The organism is Bradyrhizobium sp. 25ACV (assembly GCF_054863005.1).
The window spans coordinates 69655-86659 of sequence record NZ_JAVAYO010000006.1; the positions used below are offsets into that span (position 1 = coordinate 69655).

17 protein-coding genes are annotated in these 17005 nt (G+C 64.8%); 5 read left to right on the forward strand and 12 right to left on the reverse strand.

Annotated elements, in window-relative coordinates; translation table 11 throughout:
- Window positions 1–33 precede the first annotated feature (33 nt).
- Genes RAD04_RS15455 through RAD04_RS15470 form a run of 4 tightly spaced genes read left to right on the forward strand, consistent with a single transcriptional unit; the run spans window position 34 to window position 3640 of the window.
- Entirely contained in the window at window positions 34–906 is an 873-nt protein-coding gene (locus RAD04_RS15455) for a carbohydrate ABC transporter permease (protein WP_461624727.1), read from the forward strand.
- Window positions 899–1756: a carbohydrate ABC transporter permease gene (locus RAD04_RS15460; RefSeq protein WP_461624455.1), complete on the forward strand. Its 858-nt coding sequence runs from the start codon at window positions 899–901 to the stop codon at window positions 1754–1756. Before RAD04_RS15455 ends, RAD04_RS15460 begins: the two co-directional genes overlap by 8 nt.
- Before the next feature lie 10 nt (window positions 1757–1766).
- Window positions 1767–2876: an ABC transporter ATP-binding protein gene (locus RAD04_RS15465; protein ID WP_461624456.1), complete on the forward strand. Its 1110-nt coding sequence runs from the start codon at window positions 1767–1769 to the stop codon at window positions 2874–2876.
- Entirely contained in the window at window positions 2873–3640 is a 768-nt protein-coding gene (locus tag RAD04_RS15470; RefSeq protein WP_461624457.1) for an SDR family NAD(P)-dependent oxidoreductase, read from the forward strand. Before RAD04_RS15465 ends, RAD04_RS15470 begins: the two co-directional genes overlap by 4 nt.
- 137 nt (window positions 3641–3777) lie before the next feature.
- Here the strand turns inward: RAD04_RS15470 and lpxB are convergent, their stop codons facing one another.
- The 3 genes from lpxB to lpxA are packed head-to-tail and all read right to left on the reverse strand — an operon-like array spanning window position 3778 to window position 6621.
- A complete protein-coding gene (lpxB, locus tag RAD04_RS15475; protein ID WP_461624458.1) occupies window positions 3778–4956 on the reverse strand; it encodes a lipid-A-disaccharide synthase in 1179 nt (392 codons plus the stop codon).
- Window positions 4953–5810, reverse strand: a complete 858-nt coding sequence (locus tag RAD04_RS15480; RefSeq protein ID WP_461624459.1) for an LpxI family protein — start codon at window positions 5808–5810, stop codon at window positions 4953–4955. Before RAD04_RS15480 ends, lpxB begins: the two co-directional genes overlap by 4 nt.
- A gap of 19 nt (window positions 5811–5829) precedes the next feature.
- Window positions 5830–6621, reverse strand: a complete 792-nt coding sequence (lpxA, locus tag RAD04_RS15485; RefSeq protein WP_461624460.1) for an acyl-ACP--UDP-N-acetylglucosamine O-acyltransferase — start codon at window positions 6619–6621, stop codon at window positions 5830–5832.
- Between the two features lie 175 nt (window positions 6622–6796).
- On the opposite strand from lpxA, the gene RAD04_RS15490 reads away from it, so the two are divergent.
- Window positions 6797–7120, forward strand: a complete 324-nt coding sequence (locus RAD04_RS15490) for a KTSC domain-containing protein (RefSeq protein ID WP_461624461.1) — start codon at window positions 6797–6799, stop codon at window positions 7118–7120.
- A gap of 30 nt (window positions 7121–7150) precedes the next feature.
- Here RAD04_RS15490 and fabZ read toward each other — a convergent pair whose 3' ends face one another.
- The 9 genes from fabZ to pyrH form a co-directional block, all read right to left on the reverse strand.
- Window positions 7151–7612 (reverse strand): 3-hydroxyacyl-ACP dehydratase FabZ, encoded by a 462-nt coding sequence (fabZ, locus tag RAD04_RS15495; protein WP_091965774.1) that lies wholly within the window; start codon window positions 7610–7612, stop codon window positions 7151–7153.
- Complete coding sequence (gene lpxD, locus RAD04_RS15500) at window positions 7609–8676, reverse strand: UDP-3-O-(3-hydroxymyristoyl)glucosamine N-acyltransferase (protein WP_461624462.1); 1068 nt, start codon at window positions 8674–8676, stop codon at window positions 7609–7611. Before lpxD ends, fabZ begins: the two co-directional genes overlap by 4 nt.
- 125 nt (window positions 8677–8801) lie before the next feature.
- Window positions 8802–11339 carry an outer membrane protein assembly factor BamA gene (bamA, locus tag RAD04_RS15505; protein ID WP_461624463.1) on the reverse strand — a complete coding sequence of 846 codons (2538 nt, stop codon included), beginning with the start codon at window positions 11337–11339 and terminating at the stop codon, window positions 8802–8804.
- Window positions 11340–11516: 177 nt separating this feature from the next.
- Window positions 11517–12668, reverse strand: a complete 1152-nt coding sequence (rseP, locus tag RAD04_RS15510) for an RIP metalloprotease RseP (protein WP_461624464.1) — start codon at window positions 12666–12668, stop codon at window positions 11517–11519.
- 44 nt (window positions 12669–12712) lie between these two features.
- Window positions 12713–13936 carry a 1-deoxy-D-xylulose-5-phosphate reductoisomerase gene (gene dxr, locus RAD04_RS15515; RefSeq protein ID WP_461624465.1) on the reverse strand — a complete coding sequence of 408 codons (1224 nt, stop codon included), beginning with the start codon at window positions 13934–13936 and terminating at the stop codon, window positions 12713–12715.
- A 4-nt stretch (window positions 13937–13940) separates the two neighbouring features.
- Window positions 13941–14783 carry a phosphatidate cytidylyltransferase gene (locus tag RAD04_RS15520; RefSeq protein WP_461624466.1) on the reverse strand — a complete coding sequence of 281 codons (843 nt, stop codon included), beginning with the start codon at window positions 14781–14783 and terminating at the stop codon, window positions 13941–13943.
- Window positions 14780–15538 (reverse strand): isoprenyl transferase, encoded by a 759-nt coding sequence (locus RAD04_RS15525; protein WP_461624467.1) that lies wholly within the window; start codon window positions 15536–15538, stop codon window positions 14780–14782. The genes RAD04_RS15520 and RAD04_RS15525 overlap by 4 nt, the downstream gene beginning before the upstream one ends.
- Before the next feature lie 101 nt (window positions 15539–15639).
- Complete coding sequence (gene frr / locus RAD04_RS15530; protein ID WP_091965781.1) at window positions 15640–16203, reverse strand: ribosome recycling factor; 564 nt, start codon at window positions 16201–16203, stop codon at window positions 15640–15642.
- Window positions 16204–16273: 70 nt separating this feature from the next.
- Window positions 16274–16990: a UMP kinase gene (pyrH, locus tag RAD04_RS15535; RefSeq protein ID WP_461624468.1), complete on the reverse strand. Its 717-nt coding sequence runs from the start codon at window positions 16988–16990 to the stop codon at window positions 16274–16276.
- Window positions 16991–17005: the final 15 nt, after the last annotated feature.

The window sequence follows — 17005 nt, forward strand, 5'->3', positions numbered from 1 at the left end:
ATAAAACCGGGCCGGCCGGCGCTTCCTGAATGGATGCGCCGGCTGCCCGAATATCTGATGATCTGGGTGCCGCTGCTGCTGTCGGCCGCGCACCTCGTCTCGTTCTCGCTGTGGACGATCTGGATCTCGTTCACACCATCGACGCTGATCCCCGTCTCGGGCTGGGTGGGGCTGCGCAACTACTCGGCGGTCGCGGCATCGCGGAATTGGCAGATCGCCTTCGACAATCTGCTGTTGTTCGGCAGCGCTTTCGTGCTGCTGAGTGCGGCGACCGGCCTCGTGCTTGCGATCCTGCTCGACCAGCGCATCCGCGGCGAGAACGTGCTGCGATCCATCTTCCTCTATCCCCTTGCGGTGTCGTTCGTGGTCACCGGCACGGTCTGGAGCTGGCTGCTCAATCCTGGCCTTGGAATCCAGAAGCTCGTCCACGACCTCGGCTGGACCTCCTTCAAGTTCGACTGGCTGATCGACCGCGACATGGCGATCTGGACCATCGTGATCGCCGCGATCTGGCAATCCTCCGGCTTCGCCATGGCGCTGTTCCTCGCCGGCCTCCGCTCCGTCGACACCGACATCATCAAGGCCGCGCAGATCGACGGTGCGGGACCGGTCCGAATCTACCGGCGCATCATTCTGCCGTCGCTTTGGCCGATCACGATCACCGTCGTCGTGATCCAGTTGCAGTTCGCGATTTCGACGTTCGACCTCGTCCGCGCGCTCACCAATGGCGGGCCGGGAATCGCAACCCAGCTGCCGGCACTCGTCGTCTACGATCTGATGTTCCAGCGCAGCCTGCTCGGCCGGGGCGCGGCGGCGGCAGTGCTCATGTTGCTCATTCTTCTCGCAGTGCTGCTGCCGTATGCGGCGTGGCGATATGTCCAGCGACGGCGGGCCGCCCATGCGTGAGCGAACCTTCGCCTCCAGCCGGATCTTGATCTACCTCATCGTCCTGCTGATCGCTGCGGCATGGCTCGCGCCATTGGCTGTGGTCGTGCTGAACTCGCTCCGCAGCAACGAGGAGATCGCGCAGGGCTCGATGATCGGCTGGCCGCAGCACTGGGCCTGGAGCAACTACCTGGCTGCCTGGAGCGGCTTCTGCGTTGCCGAGACCTGCGCCGGCATCCGGCCGTACATGCTGAACTCCGCCCTCGTCACGATTCCTGCGACGATCTTCTCGACCCTGCTCGGTGCCGTCGCCGGCTACGCCGTATCGCTTTGGCGTTTTCGCGGCGACACCTGGATTTACGGCATCGTGACCCTCGGCCTCTTCCTTCCCCAGCAGATGCGCCTGCTGCCCTGGACCATCGTGCTGCGCGACATCGGTCTCATCAACACGCTGGCGGGCCTCGTGCTGATTCACACGATCCAGGGGCTCTCCTTCACCACGCTGTTCTGCCGCAACTATTATGTCGCCATCCCCCATGAATTGATCAGGGCCGCGCGCATCGACGGCGCTGGGTTCTTTCGCATCTTCTGGCGCATCATCCTGCCGCTCTCGCCGCCGATCCTGATCGTCACCGTGATCTGGCAGTTCACGCATATCTGGAACGAGTTCCTCTATGGCGTGACATTCACGAGCGGCCAGCAGCAGCCCGTCACGGCCGCTCTCATCGCGCTGTCCGCTGCAGTCGCAGACATCCCGCAGCACGGCGTGCAGAGCGCCGCGGTGATCATCGCGGCGCTCCCGACGCTGCTGATCTATCTCCTCGGTGGCAAATACTTCGTCCGCGGCCTGACTGCCGGGGCCGTGAAATGATGGAGGCGTCATGGCAGCACTGAGCATTCGAACCCTGTCGAAGCGCTACGCCAATCTGGAGGTGCTGAAGGGCGTGGATCTCGACATCGAAAGCGGCGAGTTCACGGTGCTGGTCGGGCCATCCGGCTGCGGCAAGTCTACACTGCTCAACATCGTTGCCGGGCTCGATCATCCGAGCGCAGGGACCGTCGAAATCGGTGGACGCGTGGTCAATGACGTCCCGCCCAAGGACCGCGACATCGCCATGGTGTTCCAGTCCTATGCGCTCTACCCGTCGATGACCGTGCGCCAGAACATCACCTTCGGCATGGAATGCCGTCATGTGCCGAAGGCCGAGCAGGACAAGGCGGTCGCGAATGTCGCCAAACTGCTCCAGATCGAGGCCCTGCTCGGCCGCAAGCCGTCGCAGCTCTCCGGCGGCCAGCGCCAGCGCGTGGCGATGGGCCGTGCGCTGGTGCGCGATCCCCTGCTTTTCCTTTTCGACGAGCCGCTGTCCAATCTCGACGCAAAACTGCGCGTCGAGATGCGGATGGAGATCAAGCGGCTGCACCAGCGCATCGGCGCGACCATCATCTATGTCACCCACGACCAGATCGAGGCGATGACGATGGCGACACGGATCGCTGTGATGCATCGCGGCGTGGTGCAGCAGTTTGCCGATCCTGATACCGTGTACCGCTATCCCGCCAATCTGTTCGTCGCACGCTTCATGGGCTCACCGCCGATGAACACCATGCCGGCGCGGCTCGAGGCCGACGCCGGCGGTCCCGTGGTCGTGATCGGTGCGGGGCGGCCGGACGAGTTTCGCCTTCGCCTGCAGGGATACGATGCGGCGGCACCCTATCTTGGCCGCGAGGTGGTGTTCGGGATCAGGCCGGAATGCATCGCGGAGGGCAACCGCGTGTTCTCCGGCGATGCACCCATCGTCGTCCACGCGCCGGTGGAGATGGTCGAGCCCACCGGCGCCGAAACCATCGTGCTGCTGCGGCTCGGCGGCGAGTCCGCGCTGGCCCGCATCACGCCGGACATCCGTCCCCCGCCGGGGACGGCAGCCCCCTTCGCGCTGGATACGCGCCGCATCTGCCTGTTCGACCCCGAGACGGAGCGACTGATCGCATGACAAAGACGAGCTATGCCGGACTTGCGGACCGCGTCGTACTGATCACCGGCGGCGCCAGCGGCATCGGGGCCGCCTTCGTGCGCGCCTTCGCGGCCCAGGGGGCGCGCGTTGCGTTCCTCGATGTGGATGAAGAAGCCGGCGCGGCGCTGGTCGCGGAGGTGAGCGCTGCATCCGAAACCGCGCCGTTGTTCGTGCCCTGCGACCTCCTGGACATCGAGGCCTTGCGCGCGGCCATGGCACAGGTGCAGCGATCGCTCGGCGATGCCGCAGTGCTCGTCAACAATGCCGCCAATGATCAACGCCAGTTGCTGGCCGAGGTGACGCCGGCAAAGTTCGACTGGATGATCGGCGTAAATCTCAAGCACGTCATCTTTGCTGCGCAAGCGGTGGTGCCGCAGATGCAGGCGCGCGGCGGCGGCTCGATCATCAACATGTCGTCGATCGCCTGGATGCGCGGTGCACCGGCGCTGCCGGTCTACGCCGGGGCAAAGGCGGCGATCGTCGGTTTCACCAACTCGCTGGCCCGGCTGGTCGGCCCCGACCGCATCCGCGTCAACGCGATCGCGCCGGGCATGGTGATTACCGAACGTCAACGCCGGCTGTGGTATCCGGACGAGCAGGTCATCACCGAAATGCGCTCGCGCCAAGCCGTTCCGGATGCCGTGACGCCCGAGGACATTGCCAACATGGCGCTGTTCCTCGCCTCCGACGAAAGCCAGCGCATCACCAGCCAGTGCTTTCGGGTGGATGCAGGACTTGCGTAGAACTTGATCCGGCCACACTGGCGCAACGTTCACGGTCTCGCAGGGTGGGCAAAGCGGAGCGTGCCCACGAATTCTTCTCATCGCGACGAATCGTGGGCACGGCGCGACGCGCCTTTGCCCACCCCACGAGACCTCCGTTACCGCCGTCCCTTGCGCATCGTCTCGAGCACGATGTCGGCGGCGAGCACGCTTGGCGATTTGTTGCCGGTCGACATGATCTGGTCGAGCCGGGCAAAGGCCTCGACCTGCTGCCGCCGCAGCGGCGAATCCGTCAGCACCTCGGCGAGTGCCGGCGCCAGTTTCTCCGGCGTGCAGTCCTCCTGCAGGTACTCCGGAATGACATCGTTGCCGATCACGAGATTGGCAAGGATCACCGAGGAGACGCGGATCGCGCGGCGCAGGATGAAGGCCTCGATCGCACCGACGCGATAGGCCGTCACCATTGGAATACCCGACAGTGCGAGCTCCAGCGTCACCGTACCGGATTTGGCCAGCGCCGCACGCGCGATGCGGAACACGGCGCGCTTCTCGTTCTCGCCGGTCACGACCCTTGGCTTGACCGGCCAGCTCGCGATGCCCTCGCGGATGGTGGCCTCGAGATGCGGCATGGTCGGCAGTATCAGTTCGAAGGCGTGGCCTTCCGCCTGCAAGCGGCCGAGCACCCCGCCGAAGACATCGAGATGGTGCCTGACCTCGCTGCGGCGGCTGCCGGGCAGTACCAGCAGCACCGGCGGCTCACTGTTGCGGCGCGCCTGCTCCTCCGCGTTCGGCCGCAGCGAGGGCAATTGCTCGATGAGGGGATGGCCGACATAGCTGCATGGCGGTCCGCCGAGCTTGCGATATTCCTCCGGCTCGAACGGCAGGAGACCGAGCACGTGGTCGACATAACCGAGCATGGTCCGCGCCCGCCCCGGCCGCCACGCCCAGAGCTGCGGCGAGACGTAGTCGACGACCGGGATCGCCGGATTCTTCGCGCGCACGCGGCGGGCGACGCGATGGGTGAAATCGGGGCTGTCGATGATGACGAGCGTATCAGGCGCGGCCTCGGCCACGGCGTCGCCCGTCTCGCGGATCAGCCGCAGGATTTTCGGCAATTGCTGCACCACCGCGGCGAAGCCGACGATCGACAGCTCCTCGATCGGAAACAGCGATTCCAGCCCTTCGCGCGCCATGGTACGGCCGCCGACACCGACGAACTCCACGCCGTCGCCGAGGCGCTGGCGCAGCACCTTCATCAAGGCACTGCCGAGCCGGTCGCCGGATTCCTCCGTGGCGATCAGGAAGATCTTGCGCTTGGAATCGCGCGACTGCATCACGCCGGCAGACCCATGACGAAGAGATATTTGGCGTCCGCGAGGCCGATCATCGCCTGTGGCTCGGCGGCGATGGTGTTGCCGGCGATGACGGCGAGGCCCGCAAGGCCGGCCGCCGCGACGCCCTCGATGGTCCGCGGGCCGATCGTCGGCAGGTCGAAGCGCAGATCCTGGCCGCTCTTCGGCGCCTTCACCAGAACGCCGCGGCCGGCGGCCGCGCGAATGCGTCCCTCCTCGCGCAGCCGCGCGACGCGCGCGAGCAGCGCGTCGGTGCCCTCGATGTCCTCGACCGCCACCACATGGCCGTCGATCACCACCGCAGCCTGGCCGATGTCGAACGGGCCGAGCGCGGTCAGCACCGCGCGGCCGCGCGCGATGTCGATCTTGCTGGTGTCGCTGGGCCAGGCGCGACTGATGCAGCCCTCGGGCATCAGGAGATCGGGCGCGAGGTCCTTGATGCCGACCATGCGAAAGCCATCCTGCTCGAGGATGCGGCCGACGCCGGACAAGAGATGATCGTCGCCGCCGCGAAAGGCGCGGATGACGTTGCCGAGCAGCCGCATCGTCTTGACGTCGAACCGGATCTCGGAGAGCGAGGGCCGCACCAAGGTGCCTATGAAGATCAGGTCGCGGCAGCCCTCCTCGCGGAACAGCCGCATTGCGCGGCCGAGCTGGCCGACAGAGATCCAGCGATGGCGGAATTTCTCCACCCGCGCGGGATCGCAGGCCCCGCGCAGCGGAAACAGCACCGGCGTGATGCCGCGGGCGGCAAGCGAGTCGGCGACCGCAAACGGCATCGCACCGCCGCCAGCGACGATGCCGACCGGCGAGGAGATGTCCGACGCCGCCGATGTCATGTCCGCGGCCATCCCGAAATCACTTCGCAATGGCGGGAAGACAGAGCGGACGCTTGCCCTTGCCGATGAAGTCGAGGATTTCGGCGATCGCCGGATCTTCGCCCGCAAGCGGCCTGGACGCCTCTAACCGCTCGGCGAATGTGCCTGGCCCATGGAAGAGCTTTTGGTAGAACCCGCGTACCGTCGCCAGTCGCTGCTTGGTGAACTTGCGCCGCTTCATGCCGATCAGGTTGAGGCCTTCCAGCGCCGCATATTGGCCGTTGACCAGCCCGAACGGGATGATGTCGTCGCGCACACCGCACACACCGCCAACCATGACCTGCGGCCCGATGCGGGTAAACTGGTGGACCGCGGACAGACCACCGATGAAGACGAAATCGCCGATCTCGGCGTGACCGCCGAGCGTCGCCGAGGTCGCGAAGATCACGTCGTTGCCGACATGGCAGTCATGGCCGACGTGGCTGCAATTCATGAAGTAGCCGCGATCGCCGACCGTGGTGATGCCACCGCCGGCGACCGTGCCGGCGTTCATCGTCACGGATTCCCGGATGGTGCAGCTCGATCCGATCTGGAGCTTTGTCAGCTCGCCCCGGTAGCTGAGCGACTGCGGTGGCGTGCCCAGCGAGGCAAAAGGATAGATGGTGCAATTGTCGCCGATGGTCGTCTGCGCGGTGATGTGCACATGTCCGACCAGCTTGCAGTTCGCTCCGATCACGACATTCGGGCCGATGATGCAATACGGCCCGATCTCGGTGCCCTCGCCGATCACGGCGCCGTCCGCGACCCGTGCGGTGGGATCAATCTTGCTCATCAAGCAATCTTACTCGTTAGGAAGCTCTGGTTATGCCTTGAAGTCGCTCAGTTTTCCGGTGGTTAGCGCGACTATGCCCGATCTGTCCAGTGACGTATCATCTCGGCCTGTTTCAAGTACCGGATGAGGCGGTCGTCCCGGCTCCTCAGCAACTTCATGCGGAGCTTCAGCTTTCATGGTCAGGGCCCTGGCACTTCTGCTCGCACAGCTCGCGGCCGCACCGATCGTGTCCGAGACGGTCGAGACCGGCGAACGCCACCCTATCGACCTCGCGACATTCGAATGCCGCGACATCAGCCGCAGCACGGTGCTTCAGCGGGTCTGTTACGACCGCGCGCAGCGCGACCTCGTCGTCGCGACTGGCGGCAGCTATGCGCGCTATTGCGGCGTCGCGGCCGAGACGGCCGACCGTCTCCTGGGCGCGCCGTCCATGGGCCAGTTCTTCAACCAAAACATTAAGCGCGAGGCCCCCGGCGGCCGCTACGATTGCGGCGCGTGAAGAACCCGCCCATCGCGACACGCGTGCCGCTCAGTCCGTCAGCATGGCGCCGACGTCGGCTTCCGCAACTACCTGCCCGTTGACCTTGGCATCGCCGTGAAACCACCACATGGCCTTGCGGCGGCCGACCGAGCGCATGTGATACTCGATGGTATCGCCCGGCAGCACGGGCTTGCGGAATTTGCACTTGTCGATGGTGAGGAAATAGACCGCCCGCGGCTTCTCGGTGCCTTCGACCGACTTGATGCCGATCACGCCTGCGGTCTGCGCCATCGCCTCGATCATCATGACGCCGGGATAGACCGGGCGCTCCGGGAAATGCCCCTGGAAGGCCGGCTCGTTGAAGGTGACGTTCTTGATGCCGATGCCGCTGTAGTCGGCCCGGATGTTGATCACGCGGTCGATCAGCAGCATCGGAAAGCGGTGCGGCAGCGTCTGGAGGATGGCATTGATGTCCACCAGCTCGAACTTAACAGGTGATTCCTCCGTCATTCCCGTCCCTCATCCTTCGGATCAGCCCTGCTGTCGCGTACCAAGCGCTCCACCGCGATGATCTCCTTGAACCATTGTTTGGTCGGCTTGGCGAAAAAGCCACCCCAGCGTCCGCCCGGCGGGATGTCGTCCTTGACGCCGCTCATCGCGGTCACCTGGGCCCCGTCCCCGATCTTGAGGTGGTTGTTGATACCAACCTTCGCTCCAAGTGCCACGTTGTCGCCAATGGACAGGCTGCCGGCGAGCCCGATCTGGGCGGCCAGCAGGCAATGCCGGCCGATCGTGACATTGTGACCGATCTGGACCTGATTGTCGATTTTCGTGCCTTCGCCGATCACGGTGTCGCGCAAGCTGCCGCGGTCGATCGTGGTGCCGGCGCCGACTTCGACGTCGTTCTGAATCAGCACCCGCCCGGTCTGGGGCACTTTCAGATGGCCCTCGGGGCCGAAGAAAATGAAGCCGTAGCCGTCCTGGCCGATCGAGCAGGCGGGATGGATCAGCACGTTGTTGCCGATCAGGGCGCACTGGATCGCGGTGCGCGCGCCGACATTGCAGTCCCGGCCGATCTTGACGCCAGGCCCGATCACCGCCCCGACGCCGACCACCGTGCCGCTGCCGATCTCCACATCCGGGCCGATCACGGCCAAGGGATCGACGATCACGCCGTCCTCGAGCCGGGCCGAAGGATCGATGATCGCCGACGGCGCGATGCCGTCATTGCCGACCCAGGATTGGGGCCTCAGCGCTTCGCCGTGCCATTCCCGCGCGATCCTGACAAAGGCCCGGAACGGCTGCGCCACCCGTAGCACGGCCACGTGCGCGGGCACCTGGGGCTCGAAGCGCGGGCTCACCAGGCAAGCGCCGGCCTTGGTCGCCTTGAGCTCGTCGGCGTATTTGAGGTTGTCGAAGAACGCCAGATGCATCGGGCCCGCTTCGTCAAGCGAAGCGAGGCCCGTGATGATGTGGCCGCCCCTGGCGGGATCGACCAGCTGCGCCTTGGTCAGCGTGGCAATGTCAGCCAACGTTGAGGCAGGCGGCTTTGTGAAGAAGGTCGGCTGCGCCATTCCACCCCGTCGCGGTCCGGCTTCGGCATGAAGCGGTCGAGCCGCATCATGCTCCATCTCTTGGATCGGCACGATCCCTTTCGGAAACCAGTTTCAGTGATCCGGATCGTGCCGTGCTGATCGAATTAGAACGTGGTGCCGCCGCCGAACCGGAACTCCTGCGTGCGATCGTACTTGCCCTTGCTGAGCGGCACGGCGTAGTCGAAGCGCAGCGGACCGAACGGTGACTGCCAGATCAGACCGACACCAACCGACGAGCGGATCACCTTGCTGTCGTCATAGACGAGGCCGGTACAGGTTCCCGCGGTCGGCGGATTGATGGTCGACGGGATACAGCCCGAATTACCCGGCGTCGTCATTTCGTTGGTCACCGACCACGTCGTCGGTCCCTTGTAGTCATACAGGCCGCCGGCATCGGCATAGACCGCGCCCTTCAGACCCACTTCCTTCGGCAGGAACCAGAACGGCATCTGCAGTTCGAGCGAAGCACCCCAGTACTTGGTGCCACCGAGCGCGTCCTGCGTACCGAAGGGGTTCAAATCGCGCGGGCCGATGCCATTCGGGGCGAAGCCGCGGACGAGGTTCGAGCCCATCTGGAAGTGGTCCAGCATGCGCAGATCGCTGCCGATCTTGTTCAGCATGCCGCTCTGCAAGCGGACCAGGCCGACGATGTCAGAGACCAGCGGAGTGTAGTACTTCGCATCGATGACCGACTTCAGGTAGGAGACGTCGCCGCCGACGCCGGCGAAATCCTGACGGAAGTCGACGAGCAGACCGTCGGACGGGTTCTTGTTGTTGTCCAGCGTGTTGTAGGTCAGCGTGTAGCCGAGCGCCGAGGTCAAAGTCTTGCCGTTGGCGAGCTCCTTGCGCACCGGCAGCGAAGCTTCGCCGTCGCTGTAGCAGCCGAGACCGTTGGTCGAGGTCAGATCCGGAACGCCGCCATTGGCATTGACGAAGGCCGGGCTCGGGTTGAACGCCGAGGTGCCGAGATTGTTGTTACAGTTCGCCAGATAGTACGGCAGCGAAATTTCCTGCTGATAGACCGAGTAGCGCAGCTGCAGCGCCAGATCTTCACGCAAGGAGAAGCCGAGGCGCGGCGAGAAGCCGAGCGTCTTGGTGCCGTAGGAGATGTAGCTGTTGGACAGCTGCTGGCGCTGATAGAGGTCGAGGCCGAGCGCGACGCGGTAGTCGAGCAGATACGGCTCGACGAACGACAGCGAGTAGCCGCGTGCATATTGGCCATAGGTCACCGACGCCTTGGCGAACAGACCGCGGCCAAGCAGGTTGCGCTCGGAGATCGAGACTTCGGCCAGCGCGCCGTCGGTGGTGGAGTAACCGCCCGAGATCGAGAAGTCGCCGGTCGATTTCTCTTCCATGTCGACGATCAGGACGACGCGATCGCTCGACGAGCCGGGCTCCGTCGTGATCTTCACGCTCTTGAAGTAGTCGAGGTTCTTCAGGCGCCGCTCGGCACGGTCGACCAGGGCGCGGTTGTAGGCGTCGCCCTCCGAGATGTCGAACTCGCGGCGGATCACGTAATCGCGGGTACGCGTGTTGCCGCGCAGGTTGATGCGCTCGATATAGGTGCGCGGACCTTCGTCGATGTTGAACACGACGGAGACGGTGTGCGCCTCGAAATTGCGGTCGCCGCCGGGCCGGACCACGGCGAAGGCGTAGCCGCGGCGCGAGGCCTCGATCTGCATCTCCTCGACCGACTTCTCGACCGATTCGACGTTGTAGAGCGAGCCGACATTGACGCGCGAATAGGCGCGCATCGACGAGGGATCGAAGTTCGGAATGCTGGAGCGGAAGTCGAGCGCGCCGACGCGGTACTGCGATCCTTCCTCGATCTTGAAGGTGACGTTGAAGCCCTTCTTCTCCGGATCGTATTCGGTGAGCGCGGCCACCACCTGGACGTCGGCGAAGCCGTTCTTGAGATAGAAGCGGCGGATCAGGTCGCGGTCGGCTTCGACGCGGTCGGGATCATAGATGTCACCGCTGGCCAGGAAGCTCAGCAGGTTCGATTCGCGGGTCTTGATGACGTCCCTGAGGCGGTAGGACGAGAATGCGACATTGCCGACGAACTCGATCGACTTGACGCCGGTCTTGGCGCCCTCCTCGATCGTGAAGATGAGGTCGACGCGGTTGTTCGGCTGCTCGATGACCTCGGGCGTGACGCGCACGTCGTAGCGGCCGGAGCGGCGATAGATTTCAGCGATTCGCAGCGTGTCGGACTGCACCATGGCGCGGGAGAAGGTGCCGCGCGCCTTGGACTGGACTTCAGTGGTGAGCTGCTCGTCCTTGATCTTCTTGTTGCCCTCGAAGGCGATCCGGCCGATCACCGGGTTTTCCACCACGGAGACGACGATCTGGCCGCCGCCGCCGCGGTTGATTCTCACGTCCTGGAACAGGCCGGTCTCGATCAAGGCCTTGAGGCCGTCGTCGATGGCGCCTTGATCCAGGCGCCCGCCCGGACCCGGCTTGAAGTAGGAGCGGATCGTCTCCACCTCGACCCGGCGATTTCCTTCGACGGAAATCGACTGCACGGTCTGAGCGAGCGCAGACGAAGACACGAAAACAGCCCCGACCGGGGCAATCACCGGCGCGCCGAACATGATCAGGGTTGCGAGCAAGCCCCCCCGGAGTCGCAGTCCAAACTTCATCGCGCAACGCGCCCTTATCATTCCGAGCCAGACCCAACCCCAACGCCGGTCTGGAAGATTCCCCAAGTTCAGGCCGCTTGTAGCCAATTTCACCGACGCCGCAAACGGCCGAAAGCGCCGTAATTTCAATTTCATTCCAAGACGTTGCTCATCAGCAACGCCACAAAAAAGCCTCCATCAAGATGCCGCCATCCGCAGGATGTCGTTATAGGTCGCAAACACCATCAACATCAGCACCAAACCGAGCCCGATTCGGAACCCCATCTCCTGAGTCCGCTCGGACAGGGGTCGGCCGCGGACGACTTCCGCCGCATAGAACATCAGGTGGCCGCCATCGAGCAGTGGGATCGGGAACAGGTTCAGCAGGCCAATCGACACCGACAGCACCGCGCACAAATTGATCACGAACTGGAACCCGGCGCTGGCCGCCTGCCCGGACATCTTCGCGATGCCCAGAACGCCGCTGACCTCGTTCGGATTGCCGTTTCCGACGAACAGCGAGCCCAGGAACTTGAAGGTGCTGGTGATGATGAACCAGACCTGCTCGACCCCGATCTTGAGCGCCTCGCCGATGCCCACCGGGGCGGTCGATGCCTCGCCGGCCTGAGATTTATGCTCGACCCCGAGCACGCCGAGACGGTGGCTGTTGCCGAACGGATCCTTGCGCTCGAGCAGGGCCGGCGTTGCGGTCAGCGAGACGATGGCTCCGTCCCGCTTCACCTGGAAGGCAAGCGCCGAACCCGCATTCATCGCAACGATTCGCTGCATGTCGGCAAAGCTCTCGATCGGCTTGCCGTCGATCTGGACGACGACGTCCCCGATCTTGAAGCCGGCCGCAGCCGCGGCGCCATCGGCAACGACGCCATCGACGCGCGCGATCGTGCTCGGCTTGCCGTAATACAGCGCCATGCCCGCGAAAATCAGCGCGCCCAGGATGAAATTGGCGATGGGTCCGGCCGCGACGATGGCCGCGCGCGGGCCGACCTTCTTGTGGTGGAAGCTGCCGGCGCGTTCCTCGGTCGTCATGGCCGCGAGCGTCTGGGCCGAGGGAGTCGAGGCCTCACTCTCGTCGCCGAAGAACTTGACGTAGCCGCCGAGCGGGATGGCCGAGATCTTCCAGCGGGTGCCGTGGCGGTCATTGAAACCGACCAGCTCAGGTCCGAAACCGAGCGAGAAGGTCAACACGCGAACGCCCGCCCAGCGCGCGACCAGGAAATGGCCGAGTTCGTGGAAGAACACGACGATCGTCAGGACAAACAGGAAGGGAACCGCGTAGCCGAGGAGCCCATGGCTCAACGTATTGAAACTATGGACAAAAAAGTCGACCATCGAATTCCCTCATCCAGCGCCGCAAGGCCCTGGCCCCGAACCATCTAGGATGCCTTTAAGGCAATTTGAGGCAATAGGGCGGCAGCTCTATTTCGAGCGACATGGTCAACAGAGATTGCATCATCGGCGGACGTCAGGGGCGCCTGGTTCCCGCTGCGGATCCAGTCGTCCAATGTTGCCTCCACCAGCCGGGCAATCGCGCCGAACCGGATCTTGCCGGCGATGAACGCGGCGACCGCGACCTCATTGGCCGCGTTGTAGACGGTGGTCGCCCCCTTCCCGGTCCGGAGCGAATCGAAAGCCAGCCGTAATCCGGGGAAACGCTCGAAGTCCGGTGCCTCGAAGGTCAGCTGGCCGATCTTGGCGAGGTCCAGCTTGGCCGCCGGCCCCTTGATGCGGTCGGGCCAGCCGAGGCAATGCGCAATCGGCGTGCGCATGTCGGGCGCGCCGAGCTGGGCCATCACCGAACGGTCGGAGAACTCGACCATGCCGTGGATGATCGACTGCGGATGCACCAGGACGTCGATCTCGTCAGGCGACAGCGCGAACAAATAGGACGCCTCGATTACCTCGAGCCCCTTGTTCATCATCGACGCCGAATCGATCGTGATCTTCTGGCCCATGCTCCAGTTCGGGTGCTTCAGAGCCTGCTCGAGCGTCGCCTGCTCGATGTCGGCCGGCTTCCAGGTGCGGAACGGGCCGCCCGACGCCGTGATGATGACGCGGACCAGTTCATCGCGATTCCCGGACGCCAAGGCCTGAAACAGCGCATTGTGCTCGGAATCGGCCGGCAGGATGCAGGCGCCGGCCTTGGCGGCGCGCTGCATGAAGAAATCACCGGCGCAGACCAGACATTCCTTGTTGGCGAGCGCGACATGCGCGCCGCGATCGACCGCCGCCAGCGCCGGCTTCAATCCGGCAGCGCCGCTCACGGCTGCCATCACCCAATCGGCCGGACGCGCGCCGGCCTCGATCACCGCGCTTTCGCCGGCGCCGCATTCGGTGCTGGTCCCGGCGAGCGCGGCCTTGAGCTCGGCGAGCTTGGAGTTGTCGGCGATCGCGACGTAACGCGCGGAGAATTCCTTCGCGAGCTTTGCCAGTGCCGCGACATTGCCGTTCGCCGTCAGCGCCTCGACGCGGTAGCGCTCGGGCGAGGCGCGCAGCAGATCCATCGTGCTGTCGCCGATCGAGCCGGTGGCGCCGAGAACCGTGACGCTGCGGACGCTGGACGCCGCAGCCTTGTTATTACGCAATGGGACCGCGCTCATATCCTCACCAAACCATAAGACCGCTTCCGGCGCTATGCACACCATGGCGGAGAAAGCCGATAATCCATGCCGCCAGGATGGCGGCGACAAAACCGTCCAAGCGGTCCATAAGCCCGCCATGGCCGGGAATTAAGTGACTGGAATCCTTGACACCGAAGCGCCGCTTCACCGCGGATTCGAACAGATCGCCCAATGCCGACACCACCGAAAGGATGGCGCTGACCAGCAGCAATGGTCCCATCTTTCCGAACCCGCAAGCCGCAAAGCCCACCGCAACCAGAAGGCTTGCGACGAAGCCGCCCAGCGCCCCGGACCAGGTCTTTTTCGGGCTGACGCGCGGCCAGAGCTTCGGCCCGCCGATGCTTCGACCGGCAAAATAACCGCCGATGTCGGTCGCCCACACCACCAGCAGCACGAACATCAGCGCGGAGAAGCCGTTGACGAGATCCTTTCGTACCAGGATCGAGGCCAGCAGCGCCGCCGCTGCATAAGCAAATCCGGTCGCCGCCCAGATGAACTTGCCGCGCGCGATCAGCGTCACGATCGCGCCGCCGACGAGGCCGACGACGACGGACGTCTTCAGCCCGCCAAAAGCGACGGCGGCCCCCATCATCGCGATGACGATCGTCCCTGCCCCGGTCAGCGCCGCCGAGCCCGCGCCGACAACCGTCAGCCATTCCGCGAACAGCCCGATCGACACCAGGGTGACGAGCAGCGCCCACAACCAACCGCCGGCATAAGCGACCGCGATGGTCAGCGGCGCCAGCACCAGCGCTGCGAGGACCCGCATCACCAGATTGCTCGGGGCAGGCTTGGCGCCCGCCGGTGCGGCGTCTTGTTCGCTCACGAGGCGGTTTTCGCGACCAGGCCGCCGAAACGGCGCTCGCGCCTGGCGAATTCGGCGATCGCGCTTTCCAGCGCCGCCTTGTCGAAATCGGGCCAGTGGATCGGCACGAACACGAGCTCGCTATAGGCGGCCTGCCACATCAGGAAGTTGGACAGGCGCTGCTCGCCGCTGGTGCGGATGATGAGATCGGGATCGGGAATGTCGGGCGTATCGAGATGCGCGCCCAGTGTCTCGGCGTCGATCGTGGCAGGATCGCGCTTACCTTCCGCGACCTCGCGCGCCAGCTTCTGCGCCGCCTTCGCGATCTCCTGCCGCGAGCCGTAATTGAAGGCGACGACGAGCGTCAGGCGCGTGTTGTCGCGCGTCAGCTCCTCGGCCTCATTGAGCAGCGCGCAGATGTCGCCCTCGAGGCCGTCCCGCTCGCCGATGATGCGGACCTTGACGCCGTCCCGATGCAGGCTGGCGAGATCGTTGCGGATGAAGCGGCGCAGCAGACCGAAGAGATCGCCGATCTCGCTCGCCGGCCGCGACCAGTTCTCCGAGCTGAAGGAGAAGATGGTGAGGTAGCGGATGCCGAGCTCGTGCGAGGCACGCACGACGCGACGCAAGGCCTCGACGCCGCGGCGATGCCCTTCCGCACGCGGCAGACCGCGCGCGGCCGCCCAACGCCCGTTGCCATCCATGATGATGGCGACATGCGCGGGCGCCTCGGACCGATCGGGTCCTTCCGTTGCGGGCGCGGCGGCGTTGGACATTGAAGGTGGCCTTAAAGCATGATCCGGAAAAGTGCGAAGCGGTTTTCCGGAAAGATCATGCGCTTACAATAACCTGAAGCGCGATGACAATTCATCGCGCTTCAGACGGTGAGGATTTCTTTTTCCTTGGCGGCCAGCAACTGGTCAATTTCGGAGATCGTGCCGTCGGTCGCCTTTTGCACCTCGTCGGCGTGGCGCTTCTGGTCGTCCTCGGACATCTCGTGGTTCTTCTCGAGCTTCTTGAGGACGTCGAGGCCATCGCGGCGGACGTGGCGCGCGGCGACCTTGGCGGCTTCCGCATATTTATGTGCGACCTTCACCAGTTCCTTGCGCCGTTCCTCGTTCAGCTCGGGGATGCGCAGGCGCAGCACCTGGCCTTCGGTCGCGGGCGACAGGCCGAGGTTGGAATCGACGATCGCCTTCTCCACCGCCTTGACCATCGACTTGTCCCAGACCTGCACCGAGATCAGGCGCGGCTCCGGCACGCTGACGGTGGCGAGCTGATTGAGCGGCATGTGGCTGCCATAGGCGTCGACCTGCACCGGATCGAGCATCGAGGCGGAGGCGCGCCCCGTCCGCAGGCCGCCGAGCTCGTGCTTGAGGGACTGGACGGCGCCCTGCATGCGGCGCTTCACTTCGTTGAGGTCGAAAGTACCCGTGGACATCACGTTTCTCCTTCAAGATCCCGGCGACCGCTCTCGCGACCTTCCCTAAAGGCGCGCGACAGATGAGCGGTCAGCCGGCGACAATGGTTCCGTGGCCGACGCCACGCAGAATCGCGCCGATCGAACCCGGCTCCGCGATCGAGAATACGATGATAGGCAGAGACGTCTCGCGAGCAAGCGCGAAGGCGGTCGCATCCATCACCTTATAGCCGCCCTCGATCGCCTGCGAATGGGTCAGCCGGTCAAACCGCGTGGCGGCCGGATCCTTCTTCGGATCGGCCGAGTAGACGCCGTCAACATTGGTGGCCTTCAGAACCGCCTGGGCGCCGATCTCGGCGGCGCGCAGCACCGCGGTCGTATCGGTGGTGAAGAACGGATTTCCGGTCCCGCCGCCAAGCAGCACGATCCGGCCCTCGGCGAGATATTTGTGCGCCGCAGCGCGGGTGAACAGCTCGGAAATCTCGGGCATGACGAAGGCCGACAGCGTGCGCGCCGGCGTGCCCTTGCGCTCGATCGCCGCTTCCAGCGCGAGGCAGTTCATCATGGTGGCGAGCATGCCCATGGTGTCGCCGGTCGGGCGCGACACACCGCGGGCGGAGACCTCGACGCCGCGCACGATGTTGCCACCGCCGATCACGACCGCAACCTCGGTGCCGAGCTTGCGAGCCGCGATCAGATCGTCCGCAACCCGGTCGACGGTCGGCTGATCGATGCCAAAGCCTTGCTGTCCCGCGAGATATTCGCCGGACAGCTTGATCACGACGCGACGATAGACCGGATCAGACATGAGCACTTTCCTTGT

What these genes read in the sequence shown, in the direction of transcription:
- frr (WP_091965781.1), bottom strand. Translation starts at nt 16,203, where the DNA reads ATGTCCACGGGTACTTTCGACCTCAACGAAGTGAAGCGCCGCATGCAG.
- fabZ (WP_091965774.1), bottom strand. Translation starts at nt 7,612, where the DNA reads ATGACGGAGGAATCACCTGTTAAGTTCGAGCTGGTGGACATCAATGCC.
- RAD04_RS15490 (WP_461624461.1), top strand. Translation starts at nt 6,797, where the DNA reads ATGGTCAGGGCCCTGGCACTTCTGCTCGCACAGCTCGCGGCCGCACCG.
- RAD04_RS15480 (WP_461624459.1), bottom strand. Translation starts at nt 5,810, where the DNA reads ATGACATCGGCGGCGTCGGACATCTCCTCGCCGGTCGGCATCGTCGCT.
- RAD04_RS15455 (WP_461624727.1), top strand. Translation starts at nt 34, where the DNA reads ATGCGCCGGCTGCCCGAATATCTGATGATCTGGGTGCCGCTGCTGCTG.
- bamA (WP_461624463.1), bottom strand. Translation starts at nt 11,339, where the DNA reads ATGAAGTTTGGACTGCGACTCCGGGGGGGCTTGCTCGCAACCCTGATC.
- rseP (WP_461624464.1), bottom strand. Translation starts at nt 12,668, where the DNA reads ATGGTCGACTTTTTTGTCCATAGTTTCAATACGTTGAGCCATGGGCTC.
- pyrH (WP_461624468.1), bottom strand. Translation starts at nt 16,990, where the DNA reads ATGTCTGATCCGGTCTATCGTCGCGTCGTGATCAAGCTGTCCGGCGAA.
- RAD04_RS15525 (WP_461624467.1), bottom strand. Translation starts at nt 15,538, where the DNA reads ATGTCCAACGCCGCCGCGCCCGCAACGGAAGGACCCGATCGGTCCGAG.
- dxr (WP_461624465.1), bottom strand. Translation starts at nt 13,936, where the DNA reads ATGAGCGCGGTCCCATTGCGTAATAACAAGGCTGCGGCGTCCAGCGTC.
- RAD04_RS15460 (WP_461624455.1), top strand. Translation starts at nt 899, where the DNA reads ATGCGTGAGCGAACCTTCGCCTCCAGCCGGATCTTGATCTACCTCATC.
- RAD04_RS15465 (WP_461624456.1), top strand. Translation starts at nt 1,767, where the DNA reads ATGGCAGCACTGAGCATTCGAACCCTGTCGAAGCGCTACGCCAATCTG.
- lpxD (WP_461624462.1), bottom strand. Translation starts at nt 8,676, where the DNA reads ATGGCGCAGCCGACCTTCTTCACAAAGCCGCCTGCCTCAACGTTGGCT.
- lpxA (WP_461624460.1), bottom strand. Translation starts at nt 6,621, where the DNA reads ATGAGCAAGATTGATCCCACCGCACGGGTCGCGGACGGCGCCGTGATC.
- RAD04_RS15470 (WP_461624457.1), top strand. Translation starts at nt 2,873, where the DNA reads ATGACAAAGACGAGCTATGCCGGACTTGCGGACCGCGTCGTACTGATC.